Origin of the sequence: Streptomyces sp. NPDC096193, from assembly GCF_040302905.1 — a bacterium.
Lineage (GTDB): Bacteria > Actinomycetota > Actinomycetes > Streptomycetales > Streptomycetaceae > Streptomyces.
In genome coordinates this window covers 1,230-18,617 of the sequence record NZ_JBEOSJ010000022.1, presented here as the reverse complement: position 1 = coordinate 18,617, position 17,388 = coordinate 1,230, and the positions used below count along the sequence as shown (strand labels likewise).

The 17,388-nt window shown below is 72.6% G+C and carries 16 protein-coding genes; 2 read left to right on the top strand and 14 right to left on the bottom strand.

The window, feature by feature from the left end:
* From ABTX78_RS26945 to ABTX78_RS26930, 4 genes are all read right to left on the bottom strand, one after another.
* Positions 1-491: DUF5949 family protein (locus tag ABTX78_RS26945; protein ID WP_352209384.1), on the bottom strand; the 491-nt coding region annotated here is incomplete at its 3' end.
* Between the two features lie 45 nt (positions 492-536).
* Entirely contained in the window at positions 537-1,133 is a 597-nt protein-coding gene (locus ABTX78_RS26940) for a DUF4352 domain-containing protein (RefSeq protein ID WP_352209383.1), read from the bottom strand.
* Between the two features lie 446 nt (positions 1,134-1,579).
* Positions 1,580-2,893, bottom strand: coding sequence for an FAD-dependent oxidoreductase (locus ABTX78_RS26935; protein ID WP_352209382.1), 1,314 nt, complete (start codon positions 2,891-2,893; stop codon positions 1,580-1,582).
* An 80-nt stretch (positions 2,894-2,973) separates the two neighbouring features.
* Entirely contained in the window at positions 2,974-4,323 is a 1,350-nt protein-coding gene (locus tag ABTX78_RS26930; protein ID WP_352209477.1) for a carboxylate--amine ligase, read from the bottom strand.
* Between the two features lie 173 nt (positions 4,324-4,496).
* On the opposite strand from ABTX78_RS26930, the gene ABTX78_RS26925 reads away from it, so the two are divergent.
* Positions 4,497-5,981, top strand: a complete 1,485-nt coding sequence (locus tag ABTX78_RS26925) for a glycoside hydrolase family 26 protein (RefSeq protein WP_352209381.1) — start codon at positions 4,497-4,499, stop codon at positions 5,979-5,981.
* A gap of 10 nt (positions 5,982-5,991) precedes the next feature.
* Here the strand turns inward: ABTX78_RS26925 and ABTX78_RS26920 are convergent, their stop codons facing one another.
* The 10 genes from ABTX78_RS26920 to ABTX78_RS26875 all read right to left on the bottom strand — a co-directional run bounded on the left by ABTX78_RS26920 (position 5,992) and on the right by ABTX78_RS26875 (position 16,793).
* A complete protein-coding gene (locus ABTX78_RS26920) occupies positions 5,992-7,140 on the bottom strand; it encodes a GNAT family N-acetyltransferase (protein WP_352209380.1) in 1,149 nt (382 codons plus the stop codon).
* Complete coding sequence (locus ABTX78_RS26915) at positions 7,140-7,808, bottom strand: YveK family protein (protein WP_352209379.1); 669 nt, start codon at positions 7,806-7,808, stop codon at positions 7,140-7,142. The genes ABTX78_RS26920 and ABTX78_RS26915 overlap by 1 nt, the downstream gene beginning before the upstream one ends.
* Complete coding sequence (locus ABTX78_RS26910; protein ID WP_352209476.1) at positions 7,805-8,959, bottom strand: glycosyltransferase; 1,155 nt, start codon at positions 8,957-8,959, stop codon at positions 7,805-7,807. The genes ABTX78_RS26915 and ABTX78_RS26910 overlap by 4 nt, the downstream gene beginning before the upstream one ends.
* A 5-nt stretch (positions 8,960-8,964) precedes the next feature.
* Positions 8,965-9,711, bottom strand: coding sequence for a polysaccharide deacetylase family protein (locus tag ABTX78_RS26905; RefSeq protein WP_502993972.1), 747 nt, complete (start codon positions 9,709-9,711; stop codon positions 8,965-8,967).
* Positions 9,701-11,314, bottom strand: a complete 1,614-nt coding sequence (gene murJ / locus ABTX78_RS26900) for a murein biosynthesis integral membrane protein MurJ (protein WP_352209378.1) — start codon at positions 11,312-11,314, stop codon at positions 9,701-9,703. Before murJ ends, ABTX78_RS26905 begins: the two co-directional genes overlap by 11 nt.
* Positions 11,311-12,696, bottom strand: coding sequence for an O-antigen ligase family protein (locus ABTX78_RS26895; protein WP_352209377.1), 1,386 nt, complete (start codon positions 12,694-12,696; stop codon positions 11,311-11,313). The genes murJ and ABTX78_RS26895 overlap by 4 nt, the downstream gene beginning before the upstream one ends.
* 2 nt (positions 12,697-12,698) lie before the next feature.
* Complete coding sequence (locus ABTX78_RS26890; RefSeq protein WP_352209376.1) at positions 12,699-14,177, bottom strand: exopolysaccharide biosynthesis polyprenyl glycosylphosphotransferase; 1,479 nt, start codon at positions 14,175-14,177, stop codon at positions 12,699-12,701.
* Positions 14,174-15,418 carry a glycosyltransferase family 4 protein gene (locus ABTX78_RS26885; protein WP_352209375.1) on the bottom strand — a complete coding sequence of 415 codons (1,245 nt, stop codon included), beginning with the start codon at positions 15,416-15,418 and terminating at the stop codon, positions 14,174-14,176. Before ABTX78_RS26885 ends, ABTX78_RS26890 begins: the two co-directional genes overlap by 4 nt.
* 63 nt (positions 15,419-15,481) lie before the next feature.
* On the bottom strand, positions 15,482-16,570 hold the full coding sequence (locus tag ABTX78_RS26880; protein WP_352209374.1) for a DUF3344 domain-containing protein: 1,089 nt from the start codon (positions 16,568-16,570) through the stop codon (positions 15,482-15,484).
* A 67-nt stretch (positions 16,571-16,637) separates the two neighbouring features.
* Positions 16,638-16,793, bottom strand: coding sequence for a hypothetical protein (locus ABTX78_RS26875; RefSeq protein WP_352209373.1), 156 nt, complete (start codon positions 16,791-16,793; stop codon positions 16,638-16,640).
* 20 nt (positions 16,794-16,813) lie between these two features.
* On the opposite strand from ABTX78_RS26875, the gene ABTX78_RS26870 reads away from it, so the two are divergent.
* A complete protein-coding gene (locus tag ABTX78_RS26870; RefSeq protein ID WP_352209372.1) occupies positions 16,814-17,107 on the top strand; it encodes a hypothetical protein in 294 nt (97 codons plus the stop codon).
* The last annotated feature ends 281 nt before the right edge of the window (positions 17,108-17,388 follow it).

The following is a 17,388-nucleotide window of genomic DNA, read 5'->3' as shown; positions in this document are numbered from 1 at the left end:
TGGCCGACCGGCAGCAGGACATGGGCCGCGGTCAGGAGCGTCTGCTCGTCGCCGAGGAAGGCCTGCATCATCTCCTCGGTGACGGGCCGGCCCGGGGCCGCCTCGGCCCACGGCCGGCTCGCGATCATGAAGTGCACATGGCCGCGCTCCTCGGCGGCGGCGAGCCACTCCTTCGGGACGGGGCACTGTGCGCTCAGACTCGGCAGGGTGAGGACGGCCTGGCCGCCCTCGACGAGCAGCCGGATCGGGGAGTTGAAGGAGGCCCGGGTGGCGTCGGTCATACCACCACCGGTCTTCAGTCCGAGTTCCCCGATCATTTCCAGGGCCGCCTTTTCTCCGGCCTCGGGGCCCTCCGCACCATCGCCCAGCGAATAGGCCAGCAGATACGGCATGTCATGGCCGGCTTCGGGGTCACCGGTCCAGGCGAGAACGGAGAGAGTTCCCAACTCACGGCGCTGAACGGGGTTTTTCGCGGTGTTCGCAGTGGTCATGGCTCGGCACCCTAGTGCCCTGCCGGACCGCACCCCGCCACGCATTCACCTGGATGGGGGAAGCTGAAGCTGCCAGGTGAGCGGCGAATCTCCGACAGTGCTGTGGAACCTCCTGATCCGGGCATTCTCCGGGACTTCGAAAACCAGCCAGCCCTCTGCGTGTTCACCGGCCGCAAGGGTGTTCCATGCCGCCGGGAATCCCGTGGTGATCTCGCCCGTTCCGACCGCCGGATGACGGCGGCCCTTTTCGTCGGTGACCCATGCCTTCGTGATGCGCGCGTCGTAGGACGTCCCGCCGACGTTGACCGCGGAGAGGTCGACACCGACCCACCGCCTGCCGGCCGCCGGCCGGTGCGCGGCGCGGACGCTGCGGGCGGGGTCGACGTACCCGAGGACCGACACCCGAAGGTGCTCGCCGAACGCCCGGCCGCCGAGATCGACCGTGTCACCGATGAGGGCCGGACCCCGGGTGCCCGGACCGCGGGCGCCCGTCCGTCCCGCTCCGGACGCCTTGGCGTCGGGCGGCATCGCCTCGGCGGCGGCCGGGGACGGCGGTGTCCGGCCGCCGTCGGAGGCGCTCTGACAGGCGGTGGCGCCCATCGCGAGCGTCGAGAGGAGCAGCGCGGAAACTACCTGACGCATCGGACCCCCTAGGTGCGAGTCGTTTTCCGCATCATCACGGCCTTTCCACCGGAAATCCGCCATCCGCGGGCGTGTCGCCGCCCGTGTCCCCCACGGTGGTTCGAGGGCGCGCGAGGGGGCGCACGGGCCCGGCACACCACCCGGGCTCGAAAAACCGTTCCTGCCGTACCCCGTGTCCACCCCCCGGCAGTGACTTCGGCTGCGGGCAGGCGTTTGCCGACTTATGGCAAGGACAACTGCGCCTGCCCGATGGCAGCGCGTCCAGACGCTCTCCACGCCGGATCCGAGTCCCCGACCGGCGGGCCCGCCCGCCGGCAGCAACCCCATCTACGACCAGCTGTCGAAGGAGTGGGCAGCCGCCGGCCGCACCCTTCCCGGCAGGCCCGACGTGGAGTGGAACCGCCTCTCCCACTTCCCGACACCGACCGCCAGTTCCCCCGACCCCTTCAACGGTCCTCCACCGCCCCGCAGGGGCTGGCTCCACGACGACCGCCACCCGGCCTGACCGCCGGCACCGACCCCGCGGCGACCGGCGCGGCAGGCTGCGGCACACGGGCCGGAGTCCTGTCGCGCAGCCGTCTGCGCACCCCCGCGACGAGCCGGTGCGCCGTGAAGGTCGCGCCGTGGACGAAGCGCATGGACGGACCGAAGGACGGCGCCGCCAGCAGCCCGGCGAAGAACAGCCCCGGACACGAGGACTCGAACCCCGCGCTCAACTCCGGAGCCCGGCTGCTGCCGACGGTGGTGACCGCCCGTCGCAGGGAGGCGTCGAGCAGACCCAGCCGGTCGAGGTGGGGGGTGAAGCCGGTCGCCGCGACGACATGGTCGGCGTCCAGGGTGCTCGTGCCCCCGCCGGGCGCGCCGAGGACCAGCCGTACCCGGCCGTCCCGGACCCCGGCGCCGTGCAGGTGATGCCCCAGCAGGGCGGGCACCTGCTGCTCGTAGCGCTCCCGCAGCCACCACGCGCCGGCCGGGCCGAGCGCCGTGTTCGCGATGCGCTCGCGCGTGGACGCGGGCAACTTCCGTACGGCCCAGGGCGTCTGTGACCAGACCCAGCTCGTCCAGCCGGTGCCGAGGCCGCTGTGCGGACTGCGGAGCGACCGCAGCGGGCCGCGCTCCAGCGGCTCGGGCACGGTGTTCCAGTTGAGCCGGTCCGCGCGGGCCACCAGGCGCGGCCGGGCGCCGCGCTCGGCGAGCAGGGTCGCCGTCTCCAGCGCCGCCTGCCCCGCCCCGACGACCACCACGTCCCGGCCGCGGAAGCGGTCCAGGTCCCGGTGGCCGCTGCTGTGGGAGACGTACCGCGGCGGCAGACCGGCCAGTGCCTCGGGGACGGTGACGAAGGGCATGACCCCCACGGCCAGGACGACGGTACGGGCGTGCACCCGTTCGCCGTCGGCCGTCGCGAGATGGAATCCGTCCCCGGCCGGCGCGACCGATGTGACGGTCCGCTCGTCGACGCCCGGGACCGCGTGCTCGGCGAACCAGAGCCCGTAGTCGGTGAACGCCCCGATGGGAAGCGGCTCCCCGTGCCGGGTGGCGAAGCCCCGTTCCGCCCCGAAGCGTTCGAGCGTACGGTCGCCGCCGGGGTCGGAGAGGTTGGACGACCACGGCTCCGACTTCAGGAACATGCCCTGCGGCATGTGGTCGCGCCAGGAGGCCATGGTCCGGCCGAAGACCTTCAGACTCATCCCGGCCGCGGCGGCATGCGCCGCCACCGACAGGCCGTAGGGGCCCGCGCCGATCACTGCCACGTCGTACATGGTTCGCTTCTCGCTCTCTGCCATCGGGGCTCGGGTGGGTCAGGGCCTCGCGGCCGTGACGTGGGGCCGCGCGCGGCGGCTCAGGACAGGGACGCGGTGTCGGTCCGGCCGGCGGAGCCGTCGGTGGCCGACGCGCGCGGCCGGGGCGGTCCGGGGGAGGCGGCCGCGGGGTGCGGTCCCAGCAGGGCCCGCAGCCGGCCGGCGCCTTTGCCCAGCCCGCGGCCGAACCAGGCCCGGGTCATGGAGAAGAAGGGCCGCGGGTCGTCCCGTGCGAACCAGGCGGTCTCCACGCCCTGCGCGGGGCTTTCCGGCCGCGGGCCGGCCGCGGGCCTCTCCCGGCGTACGGACACCGGGGCGGGCCTCCCCCGGCGCACGGACACGGCAGCGGAGAGCAGCGCGTAGTTCTCCGCGACGAACACGCGTCCCGGCCGGGCGGACGGACCCGGCACGGAACCGCCCGTGAGGTCGAGGTACAGGGACCGCACGACGTCCAGGCCACCCGTGTCCGTGAACAGCCGGAACTGGGCGCCGGGCCTCGGATTGACGTCGAGCAGCTGATAGCTGCCGGTGGACTCCTCCCGACGGAAGTCGAGGTCGAGGATGCCGTGATAGCCGACGTGGGAGACCAGCCGCGAAGCGGCCGCCTCCACCTCGGGGTTGGGCTGCCAGCGGCCCATCGCGGTGAGGCCGGTGCCGACCGGCCAGGACAGCTGCTTGCGTCCACTGCCCCCGTGCAGACAGGTGAAGTCGCGGCCGAAGTAACCGTGGAAGAACCAGTCGGACGCCGGCGCGTCGGGCAGGAATCGCTGGAGGAGCAGCCTGCTCCCGGCGAGGGGGCTGCGGGCGAAGAGTCCGCGCGCCTCGTCCGCGGAGCGCACGAGCGTCGTGCTGCGCAGCCCGGTGGCGGGCGACAGCAGCCAGGGCCGGCTCCACTTCGCCACCAGCGGCAGCCCGAGCCGGTCCGCGGCGCCGGCCGCCTCGCCGGGGCCGTCGGGGACGACGGTCTCGGGATGACCGATCCCCGCGGCAGCGCACAGCTCGGCCAGCTCGGCCTTGTCCGCGAGCCGCCCCGGCAGCCCGGCGGGCTGCTCGGGAAAGACGTAGCGCCCGGCGAGCCGCGGCCCGTGCGCGGCGGCGAGGATCGCGCTCACGTCGTCCATGGCGACCAGAACGGCCCGTCGGCCGATCCGGTCCGAGACGCGCAGCAGCATCTCCACGAAGGCCTCGGGAGTGACGGTCCCCCTCAGCCCCGGATGGGCCCGGTGCAGAAAGCGGGAGCGGGCGACCGGACTGTCGGCCGACTCCACCACGGCATGCACTTCGACACCCGCGCGGCCCAGCGATCTGACCGCTCCGAGCGTGCCGTGGTGAAAGGGATTGCGGTCGAGTCGCAGCACCAGAGCGGGAACTCCGTCGTCGAACGGTGGCATCAACGTCACAACTTTCACCTGGATGGTCCTGAATAACGCGCCCTGTATCGCAAATGGCCTACTGACGAGCTTTCAGACAGCCCATTAGTAAGACTTTCTGCCTACGGTCGTGTACGTCGTGAATGCGACAGCACGGACAGGTCTGACAGGCCGCCAGCTCGCAAGGAGGAGCCATGACCCAACGGCGCCGGCTCACCGGCACGTGCATCGGGACGGTTGCCGCCAGTCTCCTGATCTCCGTGGGCGTGTACGGAGAACTCCCGGCGGGCGCGACCCCGGCCGACGACCCGACTCCGGCCCCGGCGAGTCCCTCGTCGGTCGCCATGGGCGCCTATCTCCACTACGGCCCGGACGGCGTCCGGCGCATGGCGGAACTCTCGCGATGGCTCGGCGGCACGGAACTGAAGGTCGGTCACACCTATCTGCCGGGCGACCTGTGGACCAACATCGCCGGCGGCTCGCACTTCTTGGACGAGTGGGCCCGGTGGCGGCGCGGCGCGGACGACCGGCTGTTCGTGCTCAACGTGCCCATGCTGGAGCGGAACGAGGCGCGCGTCCCCGACCACGAGGTCCGCCGGCTGCTGAGGGCGGGTGCCGAGGGTCAGTTCGATCACCACTTCCGGACTCTGGCAGGCCGTCTGGTCGACCTGGGGGCGCCGGACACGGTGATCGTGCTCGGCTGGGAGATGAACGGCATCACGTACACGCACCGCTGCGGCCCGGATCCGGCGTCCTGGAAGACGTACTGGAATCGCATCGTCACGGCCATGCGTTCGGTGCCGGGGCAGAAGTTCCGCTTCGACTTCGCCCCGAACCGGGGGACGGACGCGATTCCCTGGACCGAGTGCTATCCCGGCGACGACGTCGTGGACATCATCGGCATGGATTCGTACGACCAGGCTCCCGGACGGACGTTCCAGGAGCAGGCGACGGCTCCGTACGGACTGCAGAAGCAGGTCGAATTCGCTGCGGCTCACAACAAGGCGATCTCGTACCCGGAATGGGGACTCTTCCGGAACGGCGACAACCCCGAGTACATGCGGGGAATGCTGGAATGGATCGAGCGGCACAAACCGCTCTACCAGACCATCACAGACTACTGTCCGCACGGCGTCTGGCAGTGTGATGACAACCCCAAGTCGTCGATGGTCTTTCGGTCGATGCTGTTCGCGAAGCCGGTCCTTCCGACGCCGCCGGTCCTGCCCACTCCCCCGGTCGTCCCCACTCCCCCGGTCGTACCGACTCCTCCGGTCGTGCCCAGCCCGCCCGTCGTGCCGGTGCCTGTTCCCAAGCCGACGCCCAAGCCGGTCGAGACGACACCGGTACCGGCCCCGACGCCCGTGCCGCCCACGCCCACTCCCACACCGACTCCCACGCCGACCCCGACCCCGACGCCGACCCCGACCGCTCCGGTGACGCCGAAGCCGGTCGAGACGACACCCGTCCCGGTCACCCCGACCACGCCGGCTCCGCAGCCGACCCCGTCCTCCACACCCGTCAAGCCGGCGCCGAAGCCGACCCCCACCGTGCCGCCGAAGGAGACGAACTCCACCGAGTGGTGCTTCCCGGTGCGGCTCGGCGCCTGGCCCGGCCAGGGAGCGGGCGGGTACGAGCGGCAGATCTGCATCAGCGTGCCGCTGCCCGGCAGTTGGTTCTAGCGGACAGTCCTCAGCGCGGCCCGGCCGCCCGCAGGTCGTTCAGCCGGGCACGCCACTGCTGCGCGGCGGGGAACCGTGCCTTCACGGTCCCCGCCGCGTGGTCGCGGAACTGTGCCCGCCCGGCGTGCAGGGACAGCGCAGGCCCGAGCCGGGACGGCGCCATGATCAGCCGCTGGTTGGTGACCGCCTCGGGACGCCAGTGGCTCTTGTACGACTCCTTGCCCCGCAGCAGGCTCACCACCCTGCGTCCGGTCGCCGCCGCCAGATTGACGTCGTGCCGCAGCAGCATCGTCGCGACGTCGACCTTCTTCTCGCGCAGCTCCGGGTGGGCGCCGTAGAGGTAGCCGCCGGTGAGGCCGTCGGACATCAGGGCCACGTTGGCCGCCACGACCTCGCCGTCCAGCCGGTACTCGGTGAGCGCCGCGTTCCCGTCGCGGACCAGCCGGCGGGTCGCCCGCACCAGATGCTCCGCGAACCTGGGACGCAGATGCTCGACCGTCACCCCGCGGCCCCGCCACTGGAGTTCGTGCAGCCGCAGAAGGTGCTCCATGGCGGTGGGCACCTCGTGCTCGGTGACGGTGTAGCCCTCGATCCTCAGCGCGTCGATCTTGCGCAGCTTCGCGCGGACGCGCTGGGCCCGGCCGGACGGCATCCGCTTGACCAGCTCGTCGATCGGCTCCGCCGGGAGCTCCAGGCAGACGGAGTCGGTGAGCTGCCGCCTGGGGCCGGTCCAGGTCTCGTAGAGCCGCTCGGCCGCGGCACCGGGCCGTACCTCGCGCAGATCGATGACCGCGTGGCGGGCCGCCTGCTGGAGTCCCCTCTCCAGGGCCTCGATCGCACGGTCCGCGTGCTCGTCGTCGACGAGGATGTCGCCGTAGTCGGAGATTCCGCCGCCCAGGGACACGAGCAGCGGCATCGGACGGTGGACCAGCATCAGAGGAGCCGCCGCGATCAGCCGACCGTCCAGGCGTACGAGCACGATCCGCAGCCGTCCGTCCGTGCCGTAGGAGAGCCACCAGGACTCCAGCCAGGCGTGGCTCTGGAACGGTGTGGCGGTGGAGCAGCGGTGTTGCAGCTCGTCCCACTCCGGCCGCAGCCGTGCGAAGTCACGCTGGTCGCGGACCAGCGTGACGGCCATGCCCTCCCGTTCCGTGTCCATCACACCAGCTCCCTCTCGGCCGCGACGGAACCGGCCGGGGCGGGAACGGTGGTCACGGCCGAGGGCCGGCTGCCGCGCCGGGGCCGCACGAGCAGGAACAGGCCACCCAGGAGCCCTCCGGTGCAGCCGCCCACGGCCGCGGCGAGGGGTGCCGACGGAGAGACGGGTTCGGCGGGCGGAATGGCCGGGGAGAAGCTCATCAGCCGCACCCCGGTGTTCTTGGCCACCTGGTTGCTGCCGACGAAGACGGCGTCGGCCACCGCGTTGGCGAAGCCGGCCGCCTCGGCGGGCCGGTCCGACGTACCGGTGATCGCGATCATCGGCGAGTCGGGCGAGGTCTCGGTCCGCACCTGGCTGCGCAGGGTCTTCGCCGAGACCCCGGCGGCCACGCGCGCGTTGGCGAGGGTGGAGTCGCTGGTGGCGATCCGGCCGTACGCCTGTGCGAAGCCGAGCGCGGCACCGGGCTGGGCGTCCTTGTCGGAGACGGCGATGACATAGCTGGTGGCCGCGTACTGCGGTGTCGCCGTCACGCCGTACACGGTGCCGCACAGCGCACCGGCGAGTACGCACGCGGGAAGCGCCCACCACAGGGGCAGCGAGGTGTTCCTGGCGCGCAGCCGGCCGTGCCCTCGTCGGGCGGCGGGTTCCTGCTGGGGCGACTCGGTCATCGGCGTGTTCTCTCGGTCGAGGGGGTGGGCATGCGGGAAGGGCTCGCGGCGAGCGCGTGCGCGTAGACGTCCATGAGGCGTTCACTGCTGCGGGCGATGTCGTAGTGGGCAACGGCCGGAGGCGGATCGAACCGCTGCGCCGCGGCCGTCATCCGCTCCCGCAGGAGGGCCGTCAGCTCCTGCGTGGTGCCGTCGATGCGGCGGGCGCCGGGGGCCTGACGGGACGGCAGGTCCTCGACGGCCGGGCAGGTGCTGTGCAGTACGGGCAGCCCGGCGGCCAGCGCCTCGACCACGGCGAGCCCGAAGGCCTCCTCGCGGGAGACCGAGACGAACACGTCCATGGCGCTCAGCAGCGCCGGGACGGCGGGGGCGGCCGCACCGGCGTGGGCGTCGCACTCGCCGAGGAAGCGGATGCGGTCGGCGGCGTCGAGCCGGGCGGCCAGGGTGTTCAGCGCGGTCAGTTCGGGGCCGTCGCCCGCCACCAGGAGCCGGGCGCCGGGCAGCGCCGCCACCGCGCGGACCAGGACGTCGAAGCGTTTGCCGGGCACCAGGCGGCCGACCCCGCCCACCACGAAGGCGTCCGGCGCAATGCCGAGACGGGCCCGGGTGGCGAGCCGTTCGGCGGCGCTGAAGCGGAAGCGGGCGGCGTCGATGCCGTTGGGGACGACATGGATCCGCTCGGCGGGCACGCCCCAGTCGGACAGCCGGGCCGCGACCGTGTCGGAGACGGCGACCGTCGCCGAGCCCAGCCGCTCGGTGCCGAGGTACAGCGCGCGGGTCGGGCGGGTGAGCGGCCGGCCCTCGATCTCGGCCCGCCCGAGCGAGTGCTCGGTCGCGACGGTGGCGCGGACGCCCGCGAGCCGCGCCGCGATCCGCCCGTAGACGCAGGCGCGGTACAGATGCGTGTGGACGAGGTCGTACGCGCCCCGCCGGATCAGGCGGGTCAGCCGGGGCAGCGCCTGGAGGTCCCGGTTGCCCCGCATCCCGAGGTGCAGCACGTCGACACCGTCCGCCCGCAGCCCGTCGGCGACCGCACCGGGGTTCGTCAGCGTCACCACGTCGCAGTGCACCGGAAGATGGCGCAGCAGCACCCGCAGCTGCTGCTCGGCACCGCCTGCGCCGAGGCCGGTGATGATGTGCAGCGCCTTCACCGCGGTCACGTCCCGAGCCGGTGCCGCAGCCGCTTCACCGTCAGGCGCAGCCCCTGGTCGGCCTGGCTGATGTGCGTACGCGGCAGGGCGTGCGGCCCGGCCAGGGCACCGGGCCGGATCGCACAGCCGTAGCTGTAGCCCGCTTCGCGGACGGCTTCGACGGCCCGCTCGTCGACCGTGCCGTACGGATAGCAGAAGCCCTCCGGGGCCGTGCCGGTGAGCTGATGGATCCATTCGCGGCTGCGCAGGGTCTCCTGGCGCAGGACCTCGTCGTCGAGCGTCGTCAGGTCGACATGGTAGAGGCCGTGGGAGGCCATCTCGGTCCCGGCCGCGGCGGCGGTGTGGATCTGCTTCTCCGTCAGCAGTGGCTTGCGCGGGCCCTCCGGGTCCCATTCGTTGCCGCCGCCGAGCCGCCCGGGCAGGACGAAGAGGGTCGCCGCGCAGTCGTGGCGCTCCAGCACCGGCAGGGCGGCGTCGACGAAGTCGGCGTACCCGTCGTCGAAGGTGAGGCCGACGAGGCCGCGGTCCTCGCCGCGGGCGCGGGCCCGCATCAGGGTGCCGACGCCGACGCCGGTCAGCCCGCGGCGGCGCAGCCACCCGAGCTGGAGGTCGAGCCGGTCAGGGGCGACGGTGATGCCGTACGGGTCGTCCGTCGGATCGGCCACCGAGTGGTACATCAGGATCCAGGGCCAGGCGGAACGGCCGGTGCGGGTGGGCGCGACGGTGTGCGTCTGCGCCGTGTCAGCGGACATGACGGATCCTTTGCCGGGTCAGGGTCAGCAGATGGAGGACTTCCGGGGCTCTGACGGCGAACCCCGTGACGAGGAAGACTGTGGGCACCAGCAGACCGCCGGTGACCGTGCTGAGCAGGGGGTCGGCCACCAGCGGAGCCGTCAGCCCGCCGGCGACGGAGGCCACGGCGGCGGCGACGCCGAGCCGGCCGAGGGAGATGCCGATGGAGCGCACCTCGATGGCGATCACCCGGGAGCCGAGGCCGCACAGCAGCACTACGGCGGTGGTGGTGATGCCGGCGGCGTTGGCCGCCGCGATGCCGTACACGCCGAAACGGCCGACCGCCGCCGCGCCCGCGACGGTGGTGACCAGCAGACCACCGGCCATCGCGGCGGCCGGGTACCAGGTGGGCCGCCCGGCGGAGAAGAACGGCCGGCCCAGCGCGCCGACCAGGCAGTGGCCGAGGAGCCCGGTGGCGTAGACGCGCATGACGGTGGCCGTGGTCTCGGTGTCCCGCGCGTCGAACGCCCCGCGCTGGAACAGGACTTCGATCAGCTGGGGCGCGTAGCCGAGGACGAGCGCGGTGCCGAGCAGTACGACCATCCCGGCGAGCGCCAGATCGTGCTCCACCCGGCGGCGGGCCCGCTCCCGGTCGCCGTCCGCCATCGCCTTCGCGACCACCGGGAAGGTGACCGTGCAGATCATCAGGGACAGCACCATCGGCAACTGGGCGACCTTCTGCGCGTAGTTGAGATGGGAGATCGCGCCGCCGGGCAGGGACGAGGCGAGGAACCGCTCGACGAGGACCTGGGACTGCCGGCTGACGGCGAAGAGGACGACCGGCGCGAGGACGGCGAACCCGATGAGCGGCTGGGCGCTGCGCTGCCGGGGGATGCGCTCGGCGCGCCGCGGCCGGCTCCGCGTCACCCGCCGGACGAAGGACGGGAGTTGTACGAGCACCATGAGCAGCCCGCCGACCGCGACGCCGGCCGCCGCGGCGCGTACGCCCCACAGGGAGTGGAGCGCCAGGGTGGTGGCGATGATGCCGACGTTGTAGGCGAGGTAGACACCGGCGGGCGGCACGAAGGTGCCGTGCGCGCGCAGGGCCGCACTGAAGTATCCGGCGATCCCGAAGGTGAGGACGGTCAGCGCGGTCAGCCGGGTGCAGTCGACGGCCAGTTGCGGTTTGTCGAAGCCGGGGGCGAGGACCCCGACGACGAGCGGCGCGCACACGATCAGCAGGGCGGCGGCGCAGGCGAGCAGCGCGAACAGCCGGGGCAGGGTGGCCGAGACCAGCTCCCGTACCGGGTCGCGGGCGCGGTCGGCGGCGCGCCGGGCCAGGGCGTGGCTGAAGGCGGGCACCATGAGCAGCGCCATCGCGTCCTCGATGAGGAGCGTGGACGCCATCTCGGGCACGGTCCAGGCGATCAGGAAGGCGTCGCTGTCGGTGCTCGCGCCGAAGATCTGTGCGATGGCCTGGTCGCGTACGAGACCGAGCAGTGCCCCGGCCGCGGTCAGACCGGCCGTGACGGCGGCGGCCTTGGCGAGGAAGTTGCCGAGCCGGGGCGGCTCGGTGCCGGTCGGCGCGGGCCGTACGGCCGGTCCGGTGCTGGTGTCGTTCATGCCGGAGTCTTCTCGTCGCGGGCGGCCAGCGCCCACCAGGCGGCGAGGCCGAGGACGACACCGGTGAGGACGGTCGAGGGGCCGCCGATGTCCGCGTACAGGAAGTCGACGGTCTGCCAGAGCATCAGTCCGACGGCGGCCAGTCCGCAGTCCGCCGCCGCGGTGCGCACCCGGCGGGCGTGGACCAGTCGGCGCACCCCGCCGGCGAGGACCGCCGCCCAACTGCCGACGAAGGCGGTGAGGCCGATGAGGCCCTGCTCGCTGAGGACCAGCAGATACATGTTGTGCGGTGACAGCAGGGGCTGCTTCTGGAAGGCGTGACCGGCGCCCGCGGTGTCGCTGCCCGAGGAGAGGCCGATGGAGGCGTGCCCGTCACGGTGGGCGGGGAAGCCCTTGAGGCCGACGCCCGCGGCCGGCTGCTCGCGCCACATGCTCGTCGCGGCGTCCCACATGGTGTACCGGTCGGTGACGGAGCGGTCGGGCGCCGCGGTCACCTGGGTGATGCTGCTGAGCCGCTGGGAGATCATCTCGGATCCGACACCGAAACCGCCGACGAGCACGACGCCGACGGCGGTGAGCACGGCGAGTGCCCGTACGGCCTGGCGGAGCCCCGTCAGCAGGATCATGGCGAGGGCGGCGACGGCGGTCGCGATCCAGGAGCCCCGGCTGAACGACAGCGCCAGCGGCACGATCAGCACACCGGCCGCGGCCGGTGCGAGAAGACGGACCTTCCGGGGGGTCCCGGCGGGTGGGCGCAGCGCGAGGGCGGCGGCGGCCAGCAGCCCGTACGCGACGACCGTGGCCATACCCATGACGTCGGTCGGTCCGAAGGTGCCGACGGCCCGGATGTCCTCACCCATGTACGAGGCGCCGGTTCCGGTGGCGTACTGGTGGATGCCGATCGCGCCCTGCACGAGGGCGAGGGCGGTGAGGCAGCCGATGACGACACGGAAGTCGCGGGCGTCGCGCAGCAGCAGCACGACGGCGGCGGGCACCAGCACGAAGACCTGGAGGTAACGGACGAGGCCCGGCAGGCCGGCCTGCGGGTCGGCGGCGGTGACGGTGGCTACGGCGAACCCCACGGCGGGGATGCCGAGAACGATCGCGGCGACCGGGGTCAGCGGTCTGGCCCGCGTCCGCACCACGCGCACCAGCGCGAACAGCACCAGCACACCGGAGGCCAGGTCGGCGGGTGCGAGGCCGCCGGAGCCCGCCTGGCTCTGCGGGGCGAGCGGGGCGGCGAGCAGCAGAACGGTGACGATCAGCGGCAGCAGCGGCCACCAGTGGGCCGCGGCGCGGCGGACACGGTCGGCCGCCGGCGGGGGCCCCACCGGGGGCCCGGCGGTTCGGACGGCGGGCTCGGCGGACCACAGGACGCTCATGCTCAGCTGCCTCCGAGCCGGAACAGCGAGACGGCGGTGCGCGCGAGGATGCACACGTCCTGCCAGGGCGTCCAGGTGTCGATGTAGTGGTTGTCGAAGCGGGCGCGCTCCTCGATGGAGGTGTCGCCGCGCAGTCCGTTGATCTGGGCGAGGCCGGTGATGCCGACGGGCATCCGGTGGCGCGCCTGGTAGCCGGGGTGGATCCGGCTGAACGTGGCGACGAAGTACGGCCGTTCGGGCCGCGGGCCGACCAGGCTCATGTCGCCGCGCAGCACGTTCCACAGCTGCGGCAGTTCATCGAGCGACGACTTGCGCAGCACGGTCCCGGTGAAGCTCATGCGCCGGTCGCGGGCGACGCTCCAGCGGGTCGCGGACTCGTGCTCGTCGGCGGGCCGGAGCGTGCGGAACTTCAGCAGCACGAACGGCCGTCCGTCCAGGCCGATGCGCTCCTGCCGGAAGATCACCCCGGGCCCGTCCGCGAACCGTACGGCGAGCGCGCACACCGCCATCACGGGAGCCGCCACGAGCAGCGCTATGGCAGCCAGGACGATGTCGACGACGCGCTTGACGGCGAGGGCGACCGGCCGGTGCAGCCCGGCGTTGAGGGGCTGCGCCGAGAACCCCCACAGATGGTCGTGCCCGGCCGCGCGGTACGCGGGGCTCCCGGCAGCCGCGCCACCGTCCACCAGCCAGAGACGGCAGCCGTGTTCGGTCAGCAGCGGGACGAGCGCGCTGGTCTCGGCGTCGCAGTTCGGCTCGGTGGTGAACACGGCGTGCCGCACCGAGTTCTGGATGACCGCGCGGGTGACGTCCTGCCGGCTGACCAGCACCGGCAGCGGCCCGGCCCCGCCCTGCGCCGGTGTCCGCCGCGGGGCCACCTGCCCGACCGGCCGCATCCCGTACTCCGCGTGCTCGTACAGCGCGTGGACGACCTGCTGGACGAGCGGCCCGCCGCCGACGACCAGTGCCGACTGCGGCCGGCGCACGGCCGTCCAGCGCCTGAAGCGGTAGACGAGCGAGCGGGCGCCGCAGCAGAGCGCCGTCTGCGCGACGACGGCGCAGGCGAGGGTGGTCCAGCCGGTCGCGTATCCGCCGCTGTACGCCGTGAGCGCCTCGGCGACGGCGATCCACTGCACCAGCGCGAGCGCGCCGACCGTGGGCAGTTCGGTGAGGGCCGAGGGGGACAGGCTCGGCCGGTAGAGACCGCGGCAGGCCTGCGCCGCCGGCTGGAGGACCGCGAGGAGGCCGAGGACGACCGGCGGCCAGGGCAGCCGGGGAAGCAGCAGACCGGCGGTGAGGGCGACGGCGAGCACGTCGGCGGCGAGCAGCGCCAGGACCGGACCGCGGCCGTCGATGCTCCGCGGGCCGAGCGCCGCGGCCTCGCCGTCAAAGGCCCTGCGGGGCGGATGGATCGTGGCGGCCGGGCGCTGGACGGCCCTGGCCTGGGCGGCTCGGGGCGCGGGGGCACTCTCCGTCGTCATCGTGTGATGCGCTTCCTCGTCAGGGGGCGGGGCGAGCTCAGAAGGTCCTGGTAGAGGCCGGACACGGCGGCGGCGGTCTTCCGTACGTCGCAGGTCGCCCGCATGTGGGCCTTCGCCTCGCGGCCCAGCGCACGGCGCAGTTCCGCGTCCTGGAGCAGCCTGCCGAGGGCGGCCGCAAGGGCCGGCGGATCGTCCGGCGGTACGAGGGAGTGGGCCTCGTGGCCGGGCGGCAGACTCTCCCGCGCCCCGCTGACGTCGCTCAGCACGACCGGCCTTCCGCAGGCCATCGCTTCGAGCGGGGCGAGCGCCATGCCTTCCCAGCGGGAGGGCAGGACGACGAGGTCCGCGGCGCGCAGCCACGGCCTGATGTCCTGGACCGCACCGGCGAACAGGACGCTGCGCGGGGCGGCCCCGGTGAGCCGCTCGCGGTCGGGGCCGTCTCCCGCCAGTACCAGCCGTGCGCCGGGGGCCAGTTCGCACACCCGGGGCCAGGCGCGCAGCAGGACGTCCTGGCCCTTCTGGCGGCACAGCCGTCCCACGCACAGGACCAGCGGTGCGTCGGCGGGCAGGTCGCCCAACTCGGGCAGAGCCAGCCGTGCCCGCTTGCGGCGGGTCTCCTCGTCGGTGTGCTCGTAGGTGTGCTCGTCGGCCTGTGCTTGGTCGTCCGTGCCGTCCGTGCCGTCCCGCGCACCGAAGTGACCGAGGTCGATGCCGTTGGGAATCACGGCCCAGCGGGCGGCGATCCCCGCCCGCTCCCCCGCCTGCCGCTCGCTCTCGCTGACGCAGAGCGTCCTGGTGCTCCAGCGGGTGCCGAAGCGCTCCCATGTCAGCGCCATCTCGGCCGCGCGCCCCTCGACCGCGTCGAAGGACCAGGCGTGCGGCTGGAAGACGGTCGGCACCCGCCCGCGTACGGCGAGCCGGGCGACGAGCCCCGCCTTGGCACTGTGCGCATGGATCAGCTGGGGGCCCGTACCGCGGATCAGCCGGGCCGCGGCCAGAACCTCCCTGGGCAGTCCGGGCCCGGGGGCACGGACCGCGGACCAGGTCCGCACGCGTGCGCCGGCCGCCGCGGCGCTGTCGGCGAGTCCGCCGCCGGACGGGCAGGCCACGACCGGCCGCAGCCCTTCGGCAACCTGAGCCCGGACAAGGTCGGTGACGACCCGTGCGACTCCCCCGTCCACCGGCTGGACCAGGTGAAAAATCGTCAGTTGGCTCGGATCAGCCCGACTGCTGTGCGGCACGTGCGGCTCTCTTCGGACGTGGACTGTGGATCTGGCTCGAACGAGCAGCGCCGCATCAAGACGTCAGCGGCGGGTGTCTGCCTGCACGAAGAGAACGCCGAGGAAGTATCCGAGGTTTTCGGCGTTGAACCGGAAAATCAAACTCGTCCCACCGGACACCAGTGCGGGCCTGATGTCGAACACGTCGGAGTCGTATCCCAGAGTGTTCATATGGCCAGGTTGACGGCTGATCGCACCGGCCGGACCGGCGATCGTGGAGTTCATGACATCGGTCGCCGGATTCGCGGAATCCAAAAGCCCGAACGCTTTTCCGCCAGGCGTACGGACGTCCACACGATCGCCCTTCTGCCCGCGGTCTCCGTCGTACGAGACGATTCCGGCGCGGCCGTTTCCGCGTGCGGGGATACGCAGCCCGCCGAGCTGGACCTCCTGGGTCGTGCGCCGGGCGTCCAGCGTCTCGAAACCGTCCCAGAGAGAGATCTGCCGCAGCGGCTCCGCACTATTCTCGTACGCGACGACCAGCGTCCAGCCACCCCAGGCACCGGCCTTGGAGTGCCCCATGGCCACATTGATCTGCGCCACGGTGTAGAGGCCGGCGCCGCTCTGGCGCACCAGCGGGGTGACGTCGGCGGAAGCCTGGTAGACGTCACTGCCGGCCGTGTCACGGTGGGCGACGCGGGTGTCGGCGAGGACCGCCTTGTAGCGGCCCCCGGGTTCGGCGATCAGGATCCGGCCGTTGTCCTTGGGCGGCTTCTGCTCGCTGACCCGCAGGTTTCCGCCCCAGTACAGACGGGCGTACGTCACGCGGGAATTCGCGGGCAGATCCAGCACGGCACGGCTGGAGTTGTAGGTGTTGGGGTCGTCGTCCTCATCGACGTAGAACATGTCCCAGTCGTCGTTGGCTCCCGCGCCACCCGCACGTACCGCCGAACACGACTGAGCCGAAGGGGACTTGGGACTTCGGCAGGTGATCGCGGAATTTGCGGTGCGGACGACACCACCGTGCTGCACGGCCTGATACCGCTGGGTGAAAGGAAGGCGAGGCGATTCCTCGCCCGGGGCGGCGCCGGCCGGAAGGGGAGCGGCCGAGAACGCCAGGCAGAGCATGGCGCCCAGGACGCCTCGCGCTGCGAAGCCCGTCGACTTCGACATGTACGGCTCCCCATGTTCGATCAACGCGACAAATCAGAAGGCACTTTGTCAGAGATCGGGCGGAAAATCACGCAGGGCTCGCTCGCCCCGGAAAGGCACCGTCGAGCAGGCCGCACAAGGCCGGCCGTTCGACCGCAAAGAACAGCTGATACGAGAATTCGAGCAGGGGTTTCTCCGGCGTCGAGGACTCGTTAGCCAACCCGACGATGGCGATGAACGCCACGGAGAAAGGGATGCGAAAAGATGAAGCACTCGAGGATTGCCGCGCTCGTTGTGGGCTCCGTCGCCGCGATCGGGTCGGCCTCCCCCGCAGTCGCCGCCGACATGACGGCCATGCCCCCGATGAGCCTCAACGGCGGCCTGGTCAAGGCGCTCTCCTCGACGCAGGATCTCGGCCAGGCGGACACCTCCGCGGTGACGGACGTCGCCCGGACCGTGACCGACCTCAACAACGTCAAGGGCCAGGCCCCGCAGCAGGTGCTCAAGACCGCGGCGTCGCTGACCCCCATGCTGGGCGGGGTCGAGCTCGGCGGCTGAGCCTGCCGTCACGGCACGGGTCCGAGCAGGGCGGGGTGCGGAGCCACAGGCTGCACCCCGCCTTTGCCGTGCTCCCCGCCTTGCCTTTGTCGTGTCCCCCGCCTTACGGCCCTCTGTCCGCCTTACGGCTCTGTGTCGCGGCCCTCGTCCCGTGCCCCTCGTCCCGTGCCCTTCCCGGGTGCCCGGACACAAGGGTGGCGCCCCGGTCAGGAAACCAGAACCGCGGATGCCCCCGCATTGTTCCCGGCCGTCGCCAGACCTTCGGAGTGGTTCACCGCGGC